The sequence below is a fragment of the Bradyrhizobium australiense genome, assembly GCF_013114825.1.
Taxonomy (GTDB): Bacteria; Pseudomonadota; Alphaproteobacteria; order Rhizobiales; family Xanthobacteraceae; genus Bradyrhizobium; species Bradyrhizobium australiense.
Genome location: NZ_JAAVLX010000004.1, coordinates 285112 through 304294 on the forward strand (window position 1 = coordinate 285112; position 19183 = coordinate 304294).

Here is a 19183-nt window from a genome sequence, read left to right on the forward strand (position 1 = left end):
TTCCTCACGATCGAGGACTACGCGACAGCGCAATCGCCGTGCCTTTTACTGCCCGCGCTTCCTGCTTACTGCGGGCTCCTTTTGCCCTTGGACCCACGATTTCCCTTGCGCTATCCAGACATGCACCGACGGTGCGCTTCGCCTGGACTGGGCTAGGAGCATGATGACTTCAGGTCAGATCGCCTTGGCCACAGGCGCGCCTCACCTCTCCCGCTTGCGGGGTCGAGACGAGCGGACGCAAGAGGCGTGAATGATGCGAACCCTGGGCCTGTTCTACTTTGCATGGGGTTGTTTTCGCGATTTTGTGTCTGGGCCTTTGTGTCTGGGCCTTGGGGTGTACCGGGAAAGAGTATCTGCACCGCGTCTGGGATCTCGGCAGCTTCTCAAAAAGAAAAAGCCCGGCTCAAGGCCGGGCTTTCGCTTACTGCCGCCTGTCCGCTCCGGGGCCTCCGCCGCCGGCCGGTCCGCCGCCACCGCGCGGGGCGGCGTTGATGTGCGGCGCGCCGCCGCCTTGCGGCATGGCGGGCGCTGCTGCGCGCGGGGCCGCCGGGGTCGGCATCTGCGCGTGTGCGCCACCGCCGCCGCGCATCGCATTGGGCTGCGTCATGTGAGGCGCGGGCGCGGCACGGTCGATCCGCGGCGCGGCCGCACGCGGTTCGTCATGGCCGCGGGCCACGATCGGCGGCGTCTGCGCGGGAGCGCGGGTCATCGGCTGCTCGCGCACGGCCGCTCTTGGGCTCTCGCGCGTCATCCGCGCGTTGTCGCGCATCATGCGGTCTTGCACCGCAGCGCGTTCGCGCGCTTCGCCTCCGCCACGCGTCACGATGTCCCTCTCCCGCATCACGCGTTCCGCCACACCGGCGCGGCTCCGCTCCGTCACACCGGCGCGCGTCCGTTCCTCGACACGGGCACGCGTCCGTGCCTCGGGGAGCGCAGCGTCGCGCGCTGCCGCCGCGCGGCCGATCCGGGCCGCCGAGCGTTCGATCGTCAACCGCGTCGCGAAACGTTCATGCGATTGCCAGTAGCCGGTCCAGTGGGCGCGGCGGTGATACCAGGGACGTCCCGCATAGTAGCTCGACCAGTACGAGGTCAGCACGAACGGCACGACTGGAACGTCGATCTCGTCGACATAGTCGGGCAGATAGACGTAGCGGTTGCGGTAGAGATATTGGAGATATCGCGACGACACCCAGCCGCGATCATCCGACCAGCTCACATCGCACCAGGCCTTGCCTCTGAAGCACCCGTGGATGTTGACACGGGCGCCGCCTGGAATGCGGTCGACCGTCGGAAAGCCTTCACCGGGCCCTGCCTTGAGGCTGACCGTGGTGGTGACGATGCCCGGCGCTGCCAGTGCGGCGGTCGGCATCAGCAGCATGGCTGCTGCGATAAACAACCCTCTCAGTTTCATGGCGAGTTCCTCCTCACGAGCAGGAACGCCGCAGCGAAACAGGTGTTCCCTGAGAAGGAGTCGCGTTAGCCGAAGGATGCAGGCGTCTCGCAGGCGCGAGACGCGGCGCTCTCGTTTGTCGGCTCTCGTTGTCAGGGGCTCCATCTGCGCAAACTCTCAGGGCGATCTCGGCAGGCGAGCCTCGGAGACCACGAGCATCCCTTCCCCTTATCCGCCCTCCGGCTTGATCCCGGCCGCCTTCATGATCGGCAGCAGCCGCGCTTCCTCGCTGTCACGATACGCGGTGACCTCCTGCGGCGTGGTCGGCCAGGTGGTGGCCCCTAGGTCGGCGTAGCGCTGTTGCAGCCAGGGGTCGTTGAGCGCCTTCGCGGTGAGCGCGTTGATTTGCGCGACGAGGTCGGGCGGCATGTTGGCGGGGCCGACGAGCGCGGCCCATGAGGTGATCTCGTAGCCGGGCAGCAGTTCGGCCATCGCCGGCACGTCGGGAAGCTCCTTAAGCCGTTGCTTCGCGGTGACCGCGACCGGCCGGATCGCGCCGGAGCGCACGCTCGGCAGAGAACCCGGCAGATTGTCGAATAACAGATCGACATTGCCGCCGAGCAGGTCGTTCAGCGCTGGAGCTGCGCCGCGATAGGGCACGTGGCGGACCTGGACGCCGGCCATGCTGTTCATCATCTCGCCGGAGAGATGCAGCGTGGTACCGAAGCCGGCGGAGGCGTAGGTATATTTGCCCGGCTCCTTCTTGAACGCCGCGAGCAGTTCTTTCAGGTCCGCGGAGAACAGGTCCTTCTTCGCGGTGAGGATGTTCGGCAGTTGCCACATGCCGGAGATGAAGGTGAAATCTTCGCGTGGATGATACGGGAGTTTTGCGTAGCTGCCGATCGCCAGCACGTTGGAGGCGATGCCGCCGAGCCCGACCGTGTAGCCGTCCGCCGGCGCTTTTGCGATCGAGTCCGCGCCCAGCACGCCGCCGGCGCCGGCCTTGTTCTCGACCACAAAAGTCTGGCCGGACAATTCGCTCATCTTCTGGCAAATCAGGCGCGACAGCGTGTCGGTGGCACCGCCGGCCGGAAAGCCGTTGACGTACTTCACGGAGCGGATCGGCCAACTCTCTCCGGCGCGCCCGACGCGCGGCGCCAGCCATGGCGCGGCAACGAAAGAGCCAAGGAGCGCAAGCGCGCGACGGCGGTCGATAGACAGCGGCATCGGTGTCCTCCCCTGCAAGGCCATGCGCCGCGCCGCAGCTTTTCGCTGTTCTTTGCTCCTTCGCTCCAGTCTTCGATCTGCGCTACGCGACGATCTGCCGACCAGGGCTGGGGCGCGTTCGGCTGACTTCAGCTTATGGGGTACAAGCGAAGCTGCAAAGCCCGCATATCGCGACAAAAGAGCCCCGACGGCGTCCTTCAATGCGGATGAGGCACTCTGGCGTCATCCGGCCTTGTTTGAAGGGACGTCAGCGGGCTACGCTATCAGCATGAACGGAAATCGGTCTTACGGGGTTCGCCTCGAGGGCGCGAAATACGGCGTTGGCTTCGGCTCGGCGCTCGCCATCGCGATCTCCTATACCAACAACCACTCAATCCTGTGGGCGATCATCCACGGCATTCTGGGCTGGCTCTACGTGATCTATGTCGCGCTGTTTGGGTGAGCCGGGTTTCGCTCAGGCGTGCACCATTGTCGAAACCACGGCTTCTGCTGCCTGACGGGCCGCTCGTCGGGGCTCGGGGTGAAGAGCGCGACTACCATCCGCGATTGACGTAGCGCACCTCGCCGGTTCGCGAGTCGACATAGACCTCCATCCAGCGGCCCGCGCGGTCACGGCCATCTCCCACTCATCGCCGAGGAACTGGGTATAGGATACCGTCACGACGCCGAGGCCGGTCGCGACGTCGAGCGCGGTTTCCATCGAGATCTGGTCACCGGAATCGATGGCGACGGCAGGTGTCGCTGCGCCAAGCGCCAAGGCGGTGACGATTGGAAAAATGACATTTCGCATGGACTACTCCTGTCGAGCGCATTGAGCTGTTACACGCGTTAGAACGAGCGGCAGGGGCAATGTGTTCCGGCACTGGACATCGCGACACAGCATGAAACTTCGGCAGTTGGGGCGATTTGGTGGCGGTTCCCGACGCAATCACTTCCGCAGCTTTGTTCTGCATCCGACTCCATTTCGTTCGCAGAGAACGAATCGTATCAGCGCAAATCGGCGCGGATCAATTCCTAACAAATGGTTCGCGATTCGCAGGGCGGAGTATCGCAAGCGTGATCCGCCATTCGCGCGCGACGAACGGCGGATTGCGCGGAGCCTCATCGGCTGGGATCGCCGGCTACTATGGTCTGAAACCCTCCGGGCCATCAGAATATGAGAATGAGCGTTCTGTGGAGCATCTTTCCTGGAGCAGTTTTTTTTCTCGCAATCGGTTAGCCGAAAAAACTGTGGTCATCCGAGGCTACGGCTCATACCCAAGCCCCGGCCGCAGCGCCCGCATCCGCTCCGCCAGCCGCCGGCTTCCTGTCTCCTCCGCGCGCGCCAACTGGTTGGCGACCGGCACATGATCCTCATCGCTCTTGTGCTGGTTGAGCTTTGACTGGCCCTCGATCTCATCGACGACGAGCTCGATGAGGCGGATGGAGGCGAGCATCGTCTCGCGCTTGGCGGGCTCCATCTGCGCAAGATCCCAAGACGGTTTCGGCAGGCGCGCCTCGGCGGCCGCGAGCAGCGCGTCGCCGTGGGCGCGGTTCTCGTCGCGCTCACGCAAGTACGCGACGCCGGAGAGATGCACAGCCTCGTAGAGCCAGGTCGAGACGTTGTCGCGCGAGGCATACCAGTCGTTGGAGACATAGGCGTCGTCGCCCGAGACGACCAGGAGGAAGCGCCTGTTGCCGTCGGCGAGCTCGACAAGCGGATTTTTGGCCGTGAGGTGGATCTGGACAATCACGCGTTCATCGCGCTGCTTCAGCACGAACGGCACGTGCGAGGCGCATGGGCCGCGCTCGTCTGCGGCGACGATCACGCCAAAACCGCGCTCGGCCGCAAACGCGAGCGCGCGGCTCTTCTCGATGCGAAACTGGGGACGAAGAATGTGCATGGCCAAGCGCTCGCTGGAGGATATCGGCTTCGTTGAGGCTATCCCATTCGGCCTGACATTACCAAGGATGCGGAAAGCAATGTGGTCGTGCTCGGCCCGAGATAGCGGCGGCCGTTAGCAGGGAAAAGCAGCACCACAGCTTTGTTCTCCATCCGACTCCATTTTGTTCGCAAGGAACGAATCGGAATCGCGAGAAATCAACGCGGGCCAACTCTTAACAACACGTTTTGATTCCTGTTTGCGCGCGCTGCGGAGCGCGCTCATCACGAAAAAGCCCGCGAGGACATCGCGGGCTTTTGAAACTTCGGGCAAGGCGCTCAGTCAGCGCCAGCTCAAGCGCCGATCAAACGGCTGCGTTCAGCGGACGGCGCGACCGGTGGTTTCGGTTTGACCTTGTGCGGTCGCGATCCTGTTCCGCGGCGTCAGGACGCTGAGCTGGACCGGAGTGGCCAACGTGGCGACCGGCGACGCTTCCTGGACGTTTTCTGCGCCCAGCACCTGAACCTGCACGGCCGAGACCGGCAAGCCCGCCTTTTCATAGGCCGGCAACTCGGCTGCGACAGCGCCGGTTGCCGCCGTCATCGCGAGCAGAGCGGCGGCAGCGATGGACAGCGAAATCTTCTTCACGTCAGTTCTCCTTAATAGCTTGAATTACAGACTTAATAGTCATTTTGCTGCGCTGCAATAGTACATTGCTGCAATGCACACATGCGATGATAGAATGCGGAACCGGCCGTTGGTCGTGCGATCTGGCGAGAAGGTTCGCTGGATTTTGGCTCATTGCAGCCGGGAAAGCCGGGCGCAACGCAGGTCGCAAGTTTCATGTGGCAGCGGATCAAGCGGCACCCCTCTCCCGAATCCTCTCCCGCAAGGGGCCACGCTGCGTCCCTGACGCGGCGGAGCCTCATACGCTTCACTGATCGCGGTGAGCGCCGTTCTGCATGAGCACGCCTCCTGTAAGGCGAACACGCCGGCCGGGCTCCCTCCCCCCTTGCGGGTGAGGGTTGGGGAGAGGGGTAAGCCACGAGCGCCGACCTCTCATGCTGAGCTGCGTAATCCGCCGCTCTCGCGATGAATTTGAGGGACGTCATCTAGAAGCAGAAGACGTGGATGGCCGGGACAAGCCCGGCCATGACGAAAGTAAAACCTATTCAGCAATGTGCCGACAGCATCACGCCGCCTTCGCTTCCTTTTCTGCCGGTGCGGTTTCCATGGCGCGCATGTAGAGATCGAGCAGGCTTTCGCGTTCGTCGCGCTCGTCCTGGTCCTGCTTGCGCAGCTTGATGATCTCCTTGAGGATCTTGACGTCAAACCCTTCGCCCTTGGCCTCCGAAAACACTTCCTTCTTCTGCTCGTTCAGCTCCTGCAATTCGCTGTCGATGTTCTCGATCCGCTCAACGAAAGAACGGATCCGACCGCCGGGAATGGTGACGTCAGACATGGTGACTCCCTTTTGAATGAGGTCGTGAAAATGCCCGCAAACAAATAACCAATGTGTTAACCTCGGCAGGTTCCCGCCTCGGCAATTCGGTATTTTCCAGACTCATCCGCATGAACGTGATTTCGATTCAGTCGCAGGTCGCTTTCGGCCATGTCGGCAACAGCGCCGCGGTGTTTCCGATGCAGATGCACGGCATCGACGTGGTGGCGGTGCCGACCACGCTGCTCAGCAACCGGCCGGGCTATCCGACCCTCCGCGGCAGCGTGCTCGATGCCGCGCTGGTCGCCGATCTCCTGCGCGGGGTCGAGGAGCGCGGCGCGGCGGATAGCACGGACGTGATCCTGTCGGGCTATCTCGGCTCAGCCGACAACGCGCAGGTGGTTGCGGATTTCGTCGCGCGCGCAAAGGTGCGCAATCCCGCGCTGCGCTATTGCTGCGATCCCGTGCTCGGGGATCGCGACCGCGGCCTGTTCGTTCACGCCGACATCCCGCCGCTGGTGCGCGATCATCTCTTGCCGCTCGCCGATATTATCACGCCCAATCATTTCGAATTCGAATTTCTGTGCGGGGCGAAGGCCGCGACAATCGATCAGGCGATCGAAGCGGCGCGCGCGCTAATAGTACGCGGCCCATCGACGGTCGTCGTCACCAGCGCCGAGCTCGCCGATACGCCTCAAGGCGAGATCGAGACGCTCGCGATCGAGCGCGCGCAAGCCTTTCGCGTGCGCACGCCAAAACTTCCGATCAGCCCGAACGGCACCGGCGATCTGTTTGCCGCGCTGTTGGTATCCGCCCGGCTCCGTGGCGCCGACACGCCGGAAGCGCTGAGCCACGCGGCGTCTGCCATCTTCGCCGTGCTGGAACGCACCGCGATCCGCGCCACCGAAGAAATGCGCATCGTCGAAAGCGCCGAACTGCTGACGCATCCGCCGCGCAAATTCGAGTGTATTGCGATTAACCCGTAGCCCGGATGGAGCGAAGCGCAATCCGGGAAAAGTTCAGCCCGCCCTACGCGCTACTCCACGACGTCGAGTTTGACCTTGGCAACACCTTTCCCCACCATTCCCAGCGCGTCGGCCGCGGAATAGGAGACGTCGACAATACGGCCCTGAACATAGGGACCGCGGTCATTGACCCGTACGGTCACCGACCGGCCGCTCGCGAGGTTTGTCACGCGCAACTTGGTGCCGAAGGGTAACGTTGGATGGGCGGCGGTCATTTCGAGCGTGTTGAACTCTTCGCCGCTCGCTGTCTTTGTTCCCTCAGTGTAGAAGCTGGCAGTCCCACGCGAAGCCGTCTTGAGGCCGCTTGCATCCTTGCGAGACGCGGTGTGTCTTCTCACCGCGGCGACCCGCCTTTTCATCATGGACGACATCGTTCGATTCTGATCCAGAGACGTCTGACGGCTGGCGCGAAGTTCGGATTTTTGGGTGACGACCGAAGATTGCGCGCAGGCCGCGAGCGATGCCGCTCCCAGCGTGACAGCAAGCAGCCGCACGAATTTCCCTGCGCGCGCGGCCGTGATTGATCGCGCTTCAAATTGAATCCGGCCTGCCCGGACGTCAACGCACGAAGTACTGGTGCAGCCAATGGAAGACATGTTGCAATCCCCCGCTCGCGCCCCAGCCCAAGCCGAAAACCAACACGGGGTGATCGCGGGACCGAATCCGGGCGGAAGCGTGGCCGGACGCGATCAGGCATGGCTCCCTCAGCGCAATTCGGTTCGAGTGTGGTGATTGTGTCACAGAAATTCGCCCGGATGAGCCAACGGGTCGACGCCAGCCCCAGAATTGCGGCATCAGCTTAGATCAGCTACTCGAACTGCATCAGCCGATCGGGAGACAATCATGCAAGTCGCAGTCGTCGGTGCCGGAGCGGTCGGATGCTACTATGGGGGACTGCTACTCAAAGCCGGGCATGACGTGACCTTCATCGGGCGGCAGCCGCATGTCGATGCCATCAACACCCATGGCCTGCTGCTGGATACCAGGAGTTTTAGGGAGTACCTGCCCGCCCGCGCCGCAACCGACACGACCGCTCTCGCCTCGCCCGATCTGGTGCTGGTCTGCGTGAAGTCGGCCGACACCGAACAGGCCGGAAGGTCGCTCGCCGGACACCTGCGGCCGGAAACATCCGTTCTCAGCCTGCAGAACGGCGTCGACAATGCACGGCGTCTCTCTGCCGTCACCGGCCACGCCGTCATTCCCGTCGTTGTTTATGTCGGCAGCGAGATGGCCGGGCCCGGCCATGTCAGGCATCACGGCGGCGGCGATCTCGCCATCGGTCCCTCGGCCGCGAGCGCAGCACTGGCCGAAATGCTTCAAGCCGCCGGCATCGGCACGACGATCGCCGACGACATCGACCGGACGCTGTGGAGCAAGCTGATCATCAACTGCGCCTATAACGCACTTTCCGCCGTGGCGGGCATCTCCTACGGACCGATGCTGGAGGTCGAAGGCACCCGCGATGTCGTCATCAGCGCGGTGCAGGAAGCTATATCCGTCGCCCGGGCCTGCGGCGCCTCGATCCAAGACGATCTCATCGCGCATATCCTGAACATCCCCACCATGATGCCGAACCAGATGTCGTCCACCGCGCAGGATCTTGCGCGCGGCAAGCCCAGCGAGATCGATTTTCTCAACGGCCATGTGGTGCGCAAGGGCGCCGAGCTCGGCATTGCCACGCCGACCAATCAGGCGCTGCAGGTGATGGTGAAGCTCGCCGAACGCGGCAAGGAAGGCCGCAGGGCGGATTAGCGAAGCGTAATCCGCCATTCTTCGTGTCGGGATCGGCCTTCGTGTCGGGATCGGCGGATTACGCGGAGTTTATCATCGGGCGCGCATTCGCGCGACCCGTTGGCTAATCCGCCCTGCGCGGTCCGCGCACTCTCACCCACCCATCACATTACCCCATCCATCAAACACATATTCCCGCCACGCCACCGTGCCGTCGTCGCGCGCGCGGCTGGAGCGGCGGAAATCATCGGCCTCATCGCCGGTCCAGGTGACGATCTGGTCGCTCGCGCGGTCGTGCAGGACGGCGGGCTCGGATGGGTTGAAGCCCGTCATGGGGTGCATTGTCGGATGTTCCGTCATGCCTTGCCAACGCTTTTGCAGCAGCGAAGGTTGCGCATCCCTCGCAACCTCCTCGCCGCAGCGGCGTTGTCGGCGAACAGCCACGAAGGAACGCACCATGCGGAACAAGGCGCCAAACTCGCAAAGCGCAAAATCGCGCTCGAATGCCCAGATGCAGGCGACCAATTCAATGCTCAATCCCGGGGATGAGGCAGCCCGCGGAACGCCCGGCACCGGCGACGACATCTGCCCCGAATGTCACGGCAAGGGCCGCATCGGCGGCGCTCCCTGCCCGAATTGCGGCGGCAGCGGAGTGATTACCCGCGCGATCGGCGGGGCATAGCGGACGCTCGTCAGATCATAGGGCGGATTAGCGCCAGCGTAATCCGCCATTCATTCTCACGCGCGCAAGAAGCCGCTGGATTACGCTGACGCTAATCCGCCCTGCATCGTAATGCCGCCTAGGCGGTTCGCTTCTCGAGGATCTTGCGAAAATCCGTTGCCAGGCTTGCGTAGTAGCCGGCCAGCCCCTCGTAGAAGGCCTGCTGTGCCTTGTCCGTGGCCTCCTTGGCCTTCGCTTCGCACTTGCCGGCCCGGATCTCGTACTTCTCCACCTTGGTCTGAAGTTCAGCAACTACCATGATCATTACTCCCCGCCACCGCGCATGTTCATGATGCTATGCCGGCAAAAGTCGAAAAGATGGCCGCGTCGGGGAGATTTCGCAGCGTTGCCGTGAGCAAGCGATGGCGGCGCGCGCGGCCTATCGCGCCGGCACCGGCGCCGGCGGCCGCATCGACGATCGCGACGCGGCTGATGCTGCCTGTGGCTTCGCCGCGACGCGCTTTCCGCTATCGATGGATTCCAGATAGGAGGTCAGCGCCCAGGCCGAGCTCGAACCGCTCGAATAGTGCTTTTGCAGGAACAGATAGAGCGTCAGGTGAAAGCGCCCCTTGGCGAGCCCGCGGGCACTGCGATGACAGGACGCGCAACCTTCGGCAAACAGTTTCGACGCCGGCTTGCCCTGATCCAGATTCTGCGCGACAGCCGCCGGGCCGGAGAGCGCCACCATGAACGCAAGAAAAAGCAGACCGCAGCGCGCTTTCGTTGGCGACATCAATTCTACCTGTGCATGAAGCAAATGGACGAGCTGCCTGCGGCGGCTCAAGAACGGCGGAAGATGGCTGACAATTCGCAATCTGCTGTCCAGCCGTGGCGAAAAGTGGGTGCGTTTTCGCCAACATTGCGCTTCATTCGAGGCATGGAGCAATCGATGGGTATCGCTTTCCGCTCCACCCATCCTACACATGCCCCCTCAATATGGCGGCTTCTTCCGCTCCCGCTGCGCCCGCGCCGCTTCCATCCACCAGGCGAGATCATCGGCGAAGCGCGGAAACACGTGCCCCAGCGCCTTGCCGCCCTCGCCCATCGGCTTTGCATCTTCGCTCAGCGTCTGCGCGATCGGCCCGACCGCGATCGAGCTCGAAATCACCACCATGCCCATTTCCGACAGCGTACCGTGCCAGGCGAGCGCGGCGCGTGCGCCGGAGAAGCGTCCGGCCGAGTAGCTCGCGATCGCCGCCGGCCGCCAGAACCATTCTTCCAGAAAATGGTCGGTGAGATTTTTCAGCCCCGGCTGCATGCCCCAATTGTATTCGCCGGTCACGAACACAAATCCGTCGGCGGTGCGGATCTTTCCCGCAAGTTCTTCGAGCGGCGCGGGCGCCGCGCCTTTCGGATATTCCTTGTACATCCGGTCCAGCATCGGCAGGCCGATTGCCTTGGCGTCGATCAGTTCGACATCGTCGCCGCGGGCGCGAAATCCCTCGACGACGAATTGCGCGAGACGAATGCCCATGCGGTCGGAACGGTAGGAGCCGTAAAAGACGAGAATGCGGTTGCTCATAAAACCTCGGCCCCTAACACATTGGACGATGAGGACACTGGAACCATGCGCGCCTTTCTCACGCAAGGCCTGAGCTGTCCCCAGCCATCCGCTGGAGGACCAAGCAGCCAACAAAAAAGCGGCCTTGCGGCCGCTTTGTTGAGGTTGCGAATCCGGCTCTACCAATAACCGGGCTCGTCATAATAGGCATAGGAATCAACGAACGGCGCGCCCGCGATCGCAGCCGCCGTTCCGATTGCGCCGGCCGCCACGCCGGCCGCCAAACCGACCGGTCCGCCCACATAGGCCGGACGATAATAGACGCGCGGGCCGTAATAGGCGCCTGGCCCGTAGTAGCTGTAATCATAGCGGCTCGGCGTGCGCACGCCGTATCCGCCGCGGAGATAGTTGGAGTTCGGGTAGTTGAACCCGATCATGCCGGGTTCCTGGGTGGCTTCCTGCGACAGCGCAGGCGTCGCAAGCCCCGTCGCCAGGATGGCGGCCGCGCCGAGCAGCTTAAGTTTTGTCATCGCTCATTCTCCATCTGAACATGAAGAGCGAACGGGCAAGGTAAGATGCTGGTTCCGGAGGCGGATTCACAGCGCCGTGAACTTCAGCGACGATTTGCTGCATGTCGCAAGAGAAAAGGCCGACGGGCGTTACGCCGCCGGCCTTCTCTTGCAACTGCCGGCTCGGGAGGTCCGGTTCCGCTGCGATTCCATTGCCTAAAGTTTGGCCATTACAGTCTTAATAAAATCTTAAACAGCGACCGTGACGTGCGTCACGGAGCGCCAGAACCTTGTCCGGCTAGCCTGCAACCAACAAGGCAGATCGCCTGCAGCAGGAGGCCCGACATGACCCAGGTCTATTTCCACTGCTCAAACTCCCGCGAAGTCCGCATCGACCGATCCGGCGAAGCCGTCAGTGACCTCACCGAGGCGCGCGATCGCGCGGCCTGCATCGTTCGCTCGATGATCATGGGACGCGACGCCGAAGACTGGCGCGACTGGGTCGTGCATGTGAATGACGATCTCGATGACGAGATCTTCGTTCTGCCGTTCGCCTTCGTCCTCGGTAAGTTGCACTGAAAGGTTGCCATGCTGCTCCGCGGCCTCGATGCGATGATGGCACGGTGCCAGCGCCTGATCGAGCGCGCCTGCGACCCCTATCGTCCCGAGCGCCACTACATGCGTGGCCCCGGTCCGAAGTGGCACGCCAGGCGTCGGGCGGGCAACGCCGGCGCTGCCCACTAAGCCCCGGCCGACCGCGCGTTTGGCGCATTCTGCGCCAGATCCAGAAACTTCCGTATGCCCTTCGCGCTTTCGGCGCCATGGGCGAACACCATTCCAAGGTGATCACCGGCGGTCGACAAGAACGGCAGGCCGTTGGCATCGGCAAACGTCTTTCGCTGGTCGTGCGCGGGGTCGCTCTGCCCTTCCCAGATCATCACCGGGAAACCAGCGTCCAGCACGGCCTCGACCGCGCCGTCGAGTTGACCAAGCGCATCGAAACAGGCCCGCACACCAGGCTCAGACTCCGTCGTGACCCATCTGGTCAGGTGCGGTGCTGTCAGCCGCGCAAACTTCATGAAGGCGCTGAACTGCAGCGGCCCCTGACTTGTGGGCGGTATACCGTTCAGGACATCCCAGCCCCCTAACACCAGCGACGACAAGCGCGCCCGATAATATTTCGCGACACCGACGCCCAGCCACGCCCCCATCGAGTGTCCTACCAGATGGGCGCGAGCGCAGCCGATATCATCGATCACGGCCACGATGCCGGCGGCCCGGTGCTCCTGACGGTAGTGGTCGCTCTCAGAAGGCTTATCGCTCAGCCCATGGCCGAGCGAGTCCACGCATGCCACGCGGTATCTGTCGGTCAGCGCATCGACAAACCCGACCTGCTTCCACGCAGCGGCGTCCATCAGTAGGCCGTGCTGCAGCACGACAAGCGGCCCCTCGCCCTCCACTGTGTAATGAATTCTGAGTCCGCGATGAACGGCAAATGGCATGCATATCCCCCCGCGCCCGGCCGCCTGCAGATATGATCTTTCGGCTGCAGTTCCAGTTCCGGGAACCCTCAGCCCCAACCTCTCCACGCTCTCGCCTTGCTTTGGTCAAACCTCGCTGGCCGTGTGACGGCCTGGGCAGAGGTTTTCCACGCAGCAAAGCATGCTCGCCGCCCCCGATCCGGGTGACATTGGACTGAGTAAGGGACCGCCAATGCAATCCACGCCACCACTGAAAGACACCGATCCGCACGACGTCTTTGCGATCGAATCGCTGCTGGCCGCGCATGCCGAAAAGTCGCCGCCGCTGGCCCACGATCCGGCCACCCCTTCAGTCGCGCCGCAAGTCCATCCGGTAGCGCCGCAGGTCCATGTCGCGCCGCAAGTCCAAGCCGCGGCAAAGCCGCAGGTTCACGTCGCGCCCGCGATTTCGGTCAGCGCGCCAACCCCGCAGGTCGAACCGACTTTTCGCGCGACCGACATGCGCGATGTCCAGGTCGAGAACATCAGACCGGGCGAGGAGATCATGCTGAATGGCCTAAAGCCCGCCGGTGAGCAGCCAATGGCCAAATGGGTGAAGCGCTTGGTAATGGCGCTGCTGGCCCTTGTCGGCGCTATTGCTGCCGCCGCCTGGCAGCATTATGGCGATCAGGCCAAGGCGATGGCCGTCGAGTGGGCGCCGCCCTTCGTGCTGGCTGCATTGCCTTCGGCGGCCAAGCCCGCAGTCGCCGAGCAACCGGGAGCGCCGGCCGTTCAGGCCGCGGCAACCGATCAGGCCGTAGCCGAAACGTCGGCAACTGCAGCACCGGCTCAACCAGAGGCCGCCGCGACGGCCGCCGCTGCTCCCGCACCGGAATCGGCCCAATTGCAATCGATGGCGCAGGATCTCGCCGTGATGGGCCAGCAGGTCGAGGAGCTGAAAGCGACCATCGCGCAGCTCAAGGCGAGCCAGGCGCAAATGGCGCGTGACTTTGCCAAAGCTGCCGAAGTGAAAGCTTCGGAAGCGAGGCCCGCCGAGGTCCGACCCGAACAGAATCGCTCGAGGGTAACAACCGCGGCGCCGCCGCCTCGATCAGCGATTGCACCGTCTGTCCGGAAACCGAAGCCGGCTTATTATCCGCCGGCGCAAGCCGCCTACATTCCCCCTCCGCCGCCAGCCGCCGCCCCCGCGCCGCTGCCGCCGGCACCACCGCAGCAATCGATGGCCGATGACGGCGCGCCGGTGGTCCGTCCGCCGATGCCGCTGCGGTAAATAACCGCGAACTCGCTCCATTCCCGTCATCTCATGAATAAGCGCACTTGCGCTTATTCCGAAGGTGCGAGCCAACGGGTCCGCGCGAAGCTCGGCCCGATGTCAGGCTCCTCGAGCCTCGAAGGATGCACGGCCCAGACCGAGCCGTCGTCCTTTCGAGACGCGCTTCCGCGCTCCTCAGATGACGGGATGGTTCGAGACCGCACGATCTCCTCAACTTTGATGCGGGCCTCGCATTAGCTTCATGGCGTCTTCGATATGACGCCACTCTCTGGCTTCCTCAATATCGCCATTGCTCTCGCAAGCCTGCGCATTGTGTGCGGCTTGCGCGATCGCGGTGAGGCCGTGCTTCTCCATCATCTGGCGCGCAATCGTGTGGATCTGCATTTCCGACATCATGTCGCTCTCCCGGGGTTGCATCGGTCCTCGCCGCGGCGTTTCGACTATCGCGGCTTCTTCCGTGAAAACGGCCGAACCGAAAATCTCGTTCCTCCTGCCGCTGTAGATAATTTAGGACAAGTCTACGGGCCGCGGGGGTTCCACCTGAGGTCGCTACCCCCGTAGTATCCCGGACGCAATCTCCCCGAATATCAATCCGGTCTTCCGCCTGCTATTTTTTCAGCGTGAATCGCAATCGCGGGAGCCGGACATGGCACGGGTCTATTTCCACTGCTCCAATTCCGAGGGCGTACGCATCGATCAGCGCGGTCTTGCCGTCGGAAATCTGGCCGAGGCGCGCGACCACGCCGCCCGCGTCGTGCAGTCGCTTATCACGGCGCAAGGCCCGGAAGACTGGCGCGATTGGACGCTGCATGTCAGCGACGATCTCAACGACGAAATCTTCGCCCTGCCGTTTTCGTCCGTGCTCGGCAAGCCGCATTGAGAGGTCGCCATGCTCGCCATGCAACCGCTTCTCCGATACCTGAACCAGCTCGCCGCGCGATGGCAGGTTCTGCTCGACCTTGCTCGCAACCCTTACCGCCCCGAGCTGCACTACATGCGCGGCCCCGGCCCGAAATGGCACGCGAAGCAAGCGCCCAATCTGTAGTCTCGTCGGGTCGGCAAAGCGTAGCGTGCCCACCATTCACGACAGCGATATCCAAGAGATGGAGAGCACGGCGCAAGTGCGCCTTTGTCCACCCTACAAACCCTCTACAAATCCCCCAACTCCGGCGGCTCAAACCAGTTCGTCAGCGACAGGCCGCCATCGACCACGATCGCGGCGCCCGTGACATAGGCCGATATCCGGTTCGACAGCACCGCCAGCGCCAGCGGCGCAAGATCGTCGGCCCGGCCGAGCCGGCCGAGCGGAATGTGCTTTGCGAGCGCGGGATCGGCGACGAATCCGCCGGCCGCGACCGCGCCCGGCACCAGCGCGTTGACGCGGATATTAAAGCGGCCAAACATCTTGGCCAATTCCTTCACCAGCATCGAAAGTCCCGCCTTTGCCGTCGAGTAATGCGGCAGGTTGCGCGGCGTGCCCGCATGCAGCGACGTCAGGAGCAGGAACGAGCCGGGCTGTTTGTCGGCAATCAGTTTTCGCGCCAATTCACGGCAAAGATGGAATCCGGCGTCAAGATTCACCGCGTGCATCTGCGCCCAAATCTCCGTGGTGACGCCAAGCACGTGATCGGATTCGCGCCGCGGCGGCGAGGCGCTGTGCACAAAATGCGTCACGCGCCCGACGGCGGCATTAGCTTCCGCGAGCAATGCCTCGCGCGCAGCAGGCTCGGCCAGATCGCCGACCCAGGGCACTGCCAGTTCCGGCCGGGGCGAGGCCTTGACGGCCGCCCTCACCGTGTCCGGGTTCACGTCGGCAAATACCGTGCGCACGCCCTCGCCGACCAGCGCCTGCGCGATCGCGCGTCCAATCCCGTTACCCGCACCGGTAACGAGCGCCGCCTCGCGCGTGAAGTCGAATGGATTACTGAACAAGCTCATGTTTGCGTGTCCTCCTCCGTCATGGCCCGGCTTGGCCCGGCCATCCACATCTTCTTTCTAACATGCTCAAGATCGGCGCGCGGAATCATCTGGCAGGACGATGTGCTTTCCGCCGGACATGACAAAGCCAGACTCGCCAATAATTCGCCAACCACCACGGCCGGCGCAATATGCTTCGCTATTGCGCCCCAGGCACCTGTTACGGCCGCACGTTGCCCTGTATCAATATCGGCACCCCCTGCACCATCAGGTTGCTTCCACCCGCACTGAAATCGGCCTAACCTGCCCCGGCAATCAGCGGGAGGCCAACGATGCGAACCCGCGTTAGAAAAATCGCCCACGTTCTGGAACGCCTTGGGCTTGCCATGGCCGGCGCAGCGAACGGATTGTTTGTGGCGGCGCTGGTGGGAACGAGCCACTCCGCACTCACCAATCAGGCCTTCCTGCTGCTGATGATGATCGGCGGCGCCATCGGCTTTTATCTCGGCATCGATACCCCGCCCCGGCCCATCACCGCATCGAACGGCCGGCCCGCCGATGACGCCTGGGTCGGCAAGATCGACACGCCGGAACTGCTCAGCGCGATCGGGACCTTCCTCGCTGCGTTCTCGGCGTTCGCGTGCGTCGGCGTAATCGTGCTGCGCCACGACCCGCATTTGGCATGGATATGGATGATCATGGGCGGATGGGTGGCCGGCGTCGCCATGCAGATCATCGCCGGCACGATCGCCCGCCTGCGCCGCTGATCGGGCCGGCCGCTTTAATCAGCTCTCATCTTCCAACGTCAATACCAGACCCGTCAGCGCTGCGCCGATGCCAAACATCAACCCGTAGGTCGTGACCAGCATCACCGTGGTCTGAACAGGTGCGTCGCTCTTGGCAACGAGGTCCCTGACGTGGAAGGCGTCGATGAGGCCGAGCAGCAGGACCAGCGATAGCCCGAGCGCAACGCCCATCAGGAAATGGGTGAGCAGTGCATTGAAGAGAGACTTTTCCGGACGCATGGAGGCCGTGCCTTCGGCATGATGCCAAGCCAACGCACGGCCGAAGGAACTGGTTCCTGCGCGCGAGACCAGAATTCGTCCTGCGCTGCGGCGCGCGTAGGCGGCCCTCGTTTGCAGAACGTTAAGCAAGTGCCGGTACGCCCATCGGCATTCCAAAAAAATTCCACAATCCTTCTTAGGAAAAAGACATCGTCTTCGAGAAAAGGAGAATTTCCGATGCGACTAGGGCAAGCGATCTTCTTCGGTTCGGCAGCCGCGCTCCTCACCTTGGCGGCGCCGACGCTCGCCAGGAACTCCAGCACGAATTCCCATGCGCCGAAGACGAGCGAAGCGCCGGCTTCCGTCGGCTGCCACGCCTATCAGCAGGAGGCCGACGGCACATGGACGCAGCTGCCGTGTCAGGCGATGGGTTCCAAGGCCCCGGCCCAGCCCCGCTCTGCCGGAAAGAGTGCGACCGACGAAACGCAGTGAATGCGGCAACACATACCTGCCGGTAACTAAGCCCTTCTGGTGAGGAGCACGTCGCGTAGCGCCGTCGCCGGACGATGCTGCAGGCGCGGAGCGAGCCAAGATCCCGCCGGCGGCCTGCGCGCTCTTGGGCAAATCAATTCTGATTTTCCGAAATCGTGTCAAGGCCAGGAATCAAAAAGAATCAAAAATATTTCGCTTAACGCGAGAGGCAAATCAGTCGCATAACTTCGCCCGTCTCACCCGATGGAGGGGCGGCTCGCGATCGTCACGAACGTGTGGTGAGATGCGGTGGACGCAAATGGCGCGCTAGACGTACGCGCCGGAAGCGTACGGCGAAGTCGTGTGGTCCTGATGTCGCGGTGCTGGCATTAAGTTGCGCAGATTTCATTTTGCGCAGCGACGGTGGTAAAAGAGCCGTTCACCGGGGAGAGCTCGAAGTAAGCCGTAAAGCCATTGCGCAGGGAAGGCCGGGATGCTCCCGCTGTACCTGTATGCTCGTGTGCGTTCTCTTTTGCGCACTTTGCACACGAGACCGCGGGTGCAGCAAGCACCCGGTCTTCCCTGCGCCTTCTGTTTGGAGAGGGCGGGAGGTTTTCTTGCGAAAACTCGCGCAGATGATGCGACGAGATCGCGGAGTTATATCTGTCTTGCAACGTTGTACGCAAACCGTCGCCACGCGAAAGGTCTGTTCCCTCCCCCTTGCGGGACCTTGCGGGGAGGGAGCCGACCGCCCGCGCGTCGAGACTGTCCGCTCGTAATGCGATCGGCGTCCGCATCTATGCCCCACCAGCCACCCTGCCCAGCCAGTCGTCGAAACGTGTCGGCATGATCCGCGCGCCGTCGTTCGGCACCAGCGTGCGCAACGCGAGCGGCGCGCCGAAATACGGCACCTCGGCGCCCGCCACGATCTTGCTGGCATCGCCCTGCTTGCGAAGCCAGCGGCCGACGAAATCTGCAAGCGGCGCCGCTTCGGGACCGGCGACCTCGCGGATGCCGTTGGCGGGTTCGCCGAGCGTCACGTCGGCCAGCGCGATCGCGACCTCGTCGGACAGCAACGGCTGCATCAACTGGCTGGAGACATGGACGGCGCCGTCCTTGCGACCGGTCTCGGCGATCGCGCCGATGAATTCGAAGAATTGGGTGGCGCGCAGGATGGTGTAGGCCAGACCGGAATTTTCGATCAGCCGCTCCTGCGCCAGCTTGGCGCGCAGATAGCCGCTGCCCTCGAGCCGGTCGCTGCCAACGACCGACAGCGCAATGCAGTGCCGTACGCCGGCCTGCTTCGCAGCCGCAATCAAATTGCGCGTCCCGGTCTCGAAGAAGGCGAGCACCGCCTTGTCCTCGAACGAGGGCGAATTCGAGACGTCGACGACAATGTCGGCGCCCACGAGCGCCGGTTGCAGACCCTCCCCGGTCACGGCGTTGACACCCCTGCTCGGCGACGCCTGCAGCACCTCGTGACCGCGCGAGGCGAGCAACGGAGCCAATTTCGAACCGATGAGGCCAGTACCGCCGATTATAACGATCTTCATTTCCTCGCTCCTCCATCCTGAAAGCCGCAGCGACGCCGCGCTGCATCGAACCCTAAATGGAAGGCGCCGGTGTGACG

The 19183-nt window shown here is 63.3% G+C and carries 27 protein-coding genes; 10 read left to right on the forward strand and 17 right to left on the reverse strand.

The window, feature by feature from the left end; genetic code table 11:
- Positions 1-421 precede the first annotated feature (421 nt).
- A complete protein-coding gene (locus HCN58_RS13320) occupies positions 422-1411 on the reverse strand; it encodes an SH3 domain-containing protein (RefSeq protein ID WP_171579829.1) in 990 nt (329 codons plus the stop codon).
- A 207-nt stretch (positions 1412-1618) separates the two neighbouring features.
- Positions 1619-2617, reverse strand: coding sequence for a Bug family tripartite tricarboxylate transporter substrate binding protein (locus tag HCN58_RS13325; RefSeq protein WP_171579830.1), 999 nt, complete (start codon positions 2615-2617; stop codon positions 1619-1621).
- 268 nt (positions 2618-2885) lie between these two features.
- Here HCN58_RS13325 and HCN58_RS13330 point away from each other — a divergent pair, with 268 nt between their 5' ends.
- The gene (locus tag HCN58_RS13330; protein WP_171579831.1) at positions 2886-3059 is read left to right on the forward strand and encodes a hypothetical protein; all 174 of its coding nucleotides are present in this window, start codon (positions 2886-2888) and stop codon (positions 3057-3059) included.
- Positions 3060-3071: 12 nt separating this feature from the next.
- Here HCN58_RS13330 and HCN58_RS13335 read toward each other — a convergent pair whose 3' ends face one another.
- The 4 genes from HCN58_RS13335 to HCN58_RS13350 all read right to left on the reverse strand — a co-directional run bounded on the left by HCN58_RS13335 (position 3072) and on the right by HCN58_RS13350 (position 5941).
- Positions 3072-3407: a hypothetical protein gene (locus HCN58_RS13335; RefSeq protein WP_311966808.1), complete on the reverse strand. Its 336-nt coding sequence runs from the start codon at positions 3405-3407 to the stop codon at positions 3072-3074.
- A gap of 454 nt (positions 3408-3861) precedes the next feature.
- Complete coding sequence (locus HCN58_RS13340) at positions 3862-4500, reverse strand: FMN-binding negative transcriptional regulator (RefSeq protein ID WP_171579832.1); 639 nt, start codon at positions 4498-4500, stop codon at positions 3862-3864.
- 357 nt (positions 4501-4857) lie between these two features.
- The gene (locus HCN58_RS13345; RefSeq protein ID WP_171579833.1) at positions 4858-5127 is read right to left on the reverse strand and encodes a hypothetical protein; all 270 of its coding nucleotides are present in this window, start codon (positions 5125-5127) and stop codon (positions 4858-4860) included.
- Positions 5128-5671: 544 nt separating this feature from the next.
- Positions 5672-5941, reverse strand: a complete 270-nt coding sequence (locus HCN58_RS13350) for a DUF2312 domain-containing protein (protein ID WP_171579834.1) — start codon at positions 5939-5941, stop codon at positions 5672-5674.
- Between the two features lie 110 nt (positions 5942-6051).
- On the opposite strand from HCN58_RS13350, the gene pdxY reads away from it, so the two are divergent.
- Positions 6052-6906: a pyridoxal kinase PdxY gene (gene pdxY / locus HCN58_RS13355; protein ID WP_171579835.1), complete on the forward strand. Its 855-nt coding sequence runs from the start codon at positions 6052-6054 to the stop codon at positions 6904-6906.
- A 50-nt stretch (positions 6907-6956) separates the two neighbouring features.
- Here pdxY and HCN58_RS13360 read toward each other — a convergent pair whose 3' ends face one another.
- Positions 6957-7541 (reverse strand): septal ring lytic transglycosylase RlpA family protein, encoded by a 585-nt coding sequence (locus HCN58_RS13360; RefSeq protein WP_171579836.1) that lies wholly within the window; start codon positions 7539-7541, stop codon positions 6957-6959.
- Between the two features lie 247 nt (positions 7542-7788).
- Here HCN58_RS13360 and HCN58_RS13365 point away from each other — a divergent pair, with 247 nt between their 5' ends.
- Complete coding sequence (locus HCN58_RS13365; protein WP_171579837.1) at positions 7789-8697, forward strand: ketopantoate reductase family protein; 909 nt, start codon at positions 7789-7791, stop codon at positions 8695-8697.
- 132 nt (positions 8698-8829) lie between these two features.
- Here the strand turns inward: HCN58_RS13365 and HCN58_RS13370 are convergent, their stop codons facing one another.
- Positions 8830-9018 (reverse strand): hypothetical protein, encoded by a 189-nt coding sequence (locus tag HCN58_RS13370; RefSeq protein ID WP_235983598.1) that lies wholly within the window; start codon positions 9016-9018, stop codon positions 8830-8832.
- A 115-nt stretch (positions 9019-9133) separates the two neighbouring features.
- Between HCN58_RS13370 and HCN58_RS13375 the strand changes: the two genes are divergently transcribed.
- The gene (locus HCN58_RS13375) at positions 9134-9358 is read left to right on the forward strand and encodes a hypothetical protein (protein WP_171579584.1); all 225 of its coding nucleotides are present in this window, start codon (positions 9134-9136) and stop codon (positions 9356-9358) included.
- A gap of 118 nt (positions 9359-9476) precedes the next feature.
- Here HCN58_RS13375 and HCN58_RS13380 read toward each other — a convergent pair whose 3' ends face one another.
- The 4 genes from HCN58_RS13380 to HCN58_RS13395 all read right to left on the reverse strand — a co-directional run bounded on the left by HCN58_RS13380 (position 9477) and on the right by HCN58_RS13395 (position 11428).
- Positions 9477-9656, reverse strand: a complete 180-nt coding sequence (locus HCN58_RS13380; protein ID WP_171579838.1) for a hypothetical protein — start codon at positions 9654-9656, stop codon at positions 9477-9479.
- 120 nt (positions 9657-9776) lie between these two features.
- Entirely contained in the window at positions 9777-10130 is a 354-nt protein-coding gene (locus HCN58_RS13385; protein ID WP_235983599.1) for a hypothetical protein, read from the reverse strand.
- Between the two features lie 198 nt (positions 10131-10328).
- Positions 10329-10919 carry an NADPH-dependent FMN reductase gene (locus HCN58_RS13390; RefSeq protein ID WP_171579839.1) on the reverse strand — a complete coding sequence of 197 codons (591 nt, stop codon included), beginning with the start codon at positions 10917-10919 and terminating at the stop codon, positions 10329-10331.
- 158 nt (positions 10920-11077) lie between these two features.
- Positions 11078-11428 (reverse strand): hypothetical protein, encoded by a 351-nt coding sequence (locus HCN58_RS13395; protein ID WP_171579840.1) that lies wholly within the window; start codon positions 11426-11428, stop codon positions 11078-11080.
- A gap of 324 nt (positions 11429-11752) precedes the next feature.
- On the opposite strand from HCN58_RS13395, the gene HCN58_RS13400 reads away from it, so the two are divergent.
- Positions 11753-11986 carry a DUF6894 family protein gene (locus HCN58_RS13400; RefSeq protein WP_171579841.1) on the forward strand — a complete coding sequence of 78 codons (234 nt, stop codon included), beginning with the start codon at positions 11753-11755 and terminating at the stop codon, positions 11984-11986.
- A gap of 161 nt (positions 11987-12147) precedes the next feature.
- Here HCN58_RS13400 and HCN58_RS13405 read toward each other — a convergent pair whose 3' ends face one another.
- Positions 12148-12909: an alpha/beta fold hydrolase gene (locus HCN58_RS13405; protein WP_171579842.1), complete on the reverse strand. Its 762-nt coding sequence runs from the start codon at positions 12907-12909 to the stop codon at positions 12148-12150.
- A gap of 211 nt (positions 12910-13120) precedes the next feature.
- Between HCN58_RS13405 and HCN58_RS13410 the strand changes: the two genes are divergently transcribed.
- Entirely contained in the window at positions 13121-14158 is a 1038-nt protein-coding gene (locus HCN58_RS13410; RefSeq protein WP_171579843.1) for a hypothetical protein, read from the forward strand.
- 213 nt (positions 14159-14371) lie between these two features.
- On the opposite strand, the gene HCN58_RS13415 is transcribed toward HCN58_RS13410, so the two are convergent.
- On the reverse strand, positions 14372-14557 hold the full coding sequence (locus tag HCN58_RS13415; RefSeq protein ID WP_171579844.1) for a hypothetical protein: 186 nt from the start codon (positions 14555-14557) through the stop codon (positions 14372-14374).
- A 250-nt stretch (positions 14558-14807) separates the two neighbouring features.
- On the opposite strand from HCN58_RS13415, the gene HCN58_RS13420 reads away from it, so the two are divergent.
- Both HCN58_RS13420 and HCN58_RS13425 read left to right on the forward strand, forming a co-directional pair.
- Positions 14808-15041, forward strand: a complete 234-nt coding sequence (locus HCN58_RS13420) for a DUF6894 family protein (protein WP_171579845.1) — start codon at positions 14808-14810, stop codon at positions 15039-15041.
- 9 nt (positions 15042-15050) lie between these two features.
- Positions 15051-15206, forward strand: coding sequence for a hypothetical protein (locus HCN58_RS13425; protein ID WP_171579846.1), 156 nt, complete (start codon positions 15051-15053; stop codon positions 15204-15206).
- A gap of 104 nt (positions 15207-15310) precedes the next feature.
- Here the strand turns inward: HCN58_RS13425 and HCN58_RS13430 are convergent, their stop codons facing one another.
- On the reverse strand, positions 15311-16099 hold the full coding sequence (locus HCN58_RS13430; protein ID WP_171579847.1) for an SDR family NAD(P)-dependent oxidoreductase: 789 nt from the start codon (positions 16097-16099) through the stop codon (positions 15311-15313).
- A 311-nt stretch (positions 16100-16410) separates the two neighbouring features.
- Here HCN58_RS13430 and HCN58_RS13435 point away from each other — a divergent pair, with 311 nt between their 5' ends.
- The gene (locus HCN58_RS13435; RefSeq protein WP_171579848.1) at positions 16411-16845 is read left to right on the forward strand and encodes a hypothetical protein; all 435 of its coding nucleotides are present in this window, start codon (positions 16411-16413) and stop codon (positions 16843-16845) included.
- A gap of 18 nt (positions 16846-16863) precedes the next feature.
- Here HCN58_RS13435 and HCN58_RS13440 read toward each other — a convergent pair whose 3' ends face one another.
- Positions 16864-17103, reverse strand: coding sequence for a hypothetical protein (locus HCN58_RS13440; RefSeq protein WP_171579849.1), 240 nt, complete (start codon positions 17101-17103; stop codon positions 16864-16866).
- A gap of 216 nt (positions 17104-17319) precedes the next feature.
- Here HCN58_RS13440 and HCN58_RS13445 point away from each other — a divergent pair, with 216 nt between their 5' ends.
- Positions 17320-17574 (forward strand): hypothetical protein, encoded by a 255-nt coding sequence (locus HCN58_RS13445; RefSeq protein WP_171579850.1) that lies wholly within the window; start codon positions 17320-17322, stop codon positions 17572-17574.
- Positions 17575-18350: 776 nt separating this feature from the next.
- Here HCN58_RS13445 and HCN58_RS13450 read toward each other — a convergent pair.
- Positions 18351-19106, reverse strand: a complete 756-nt coding sequence (locus HCN58_RS13450; RefSeq protein ID WP_171579851.1) for an SDR family oxidoreductase — start codon at positions 19104-19106, stop codon at positions 18351-18353.
- Positions 19107-19183 lie beyond the last annotated feature (77 nt).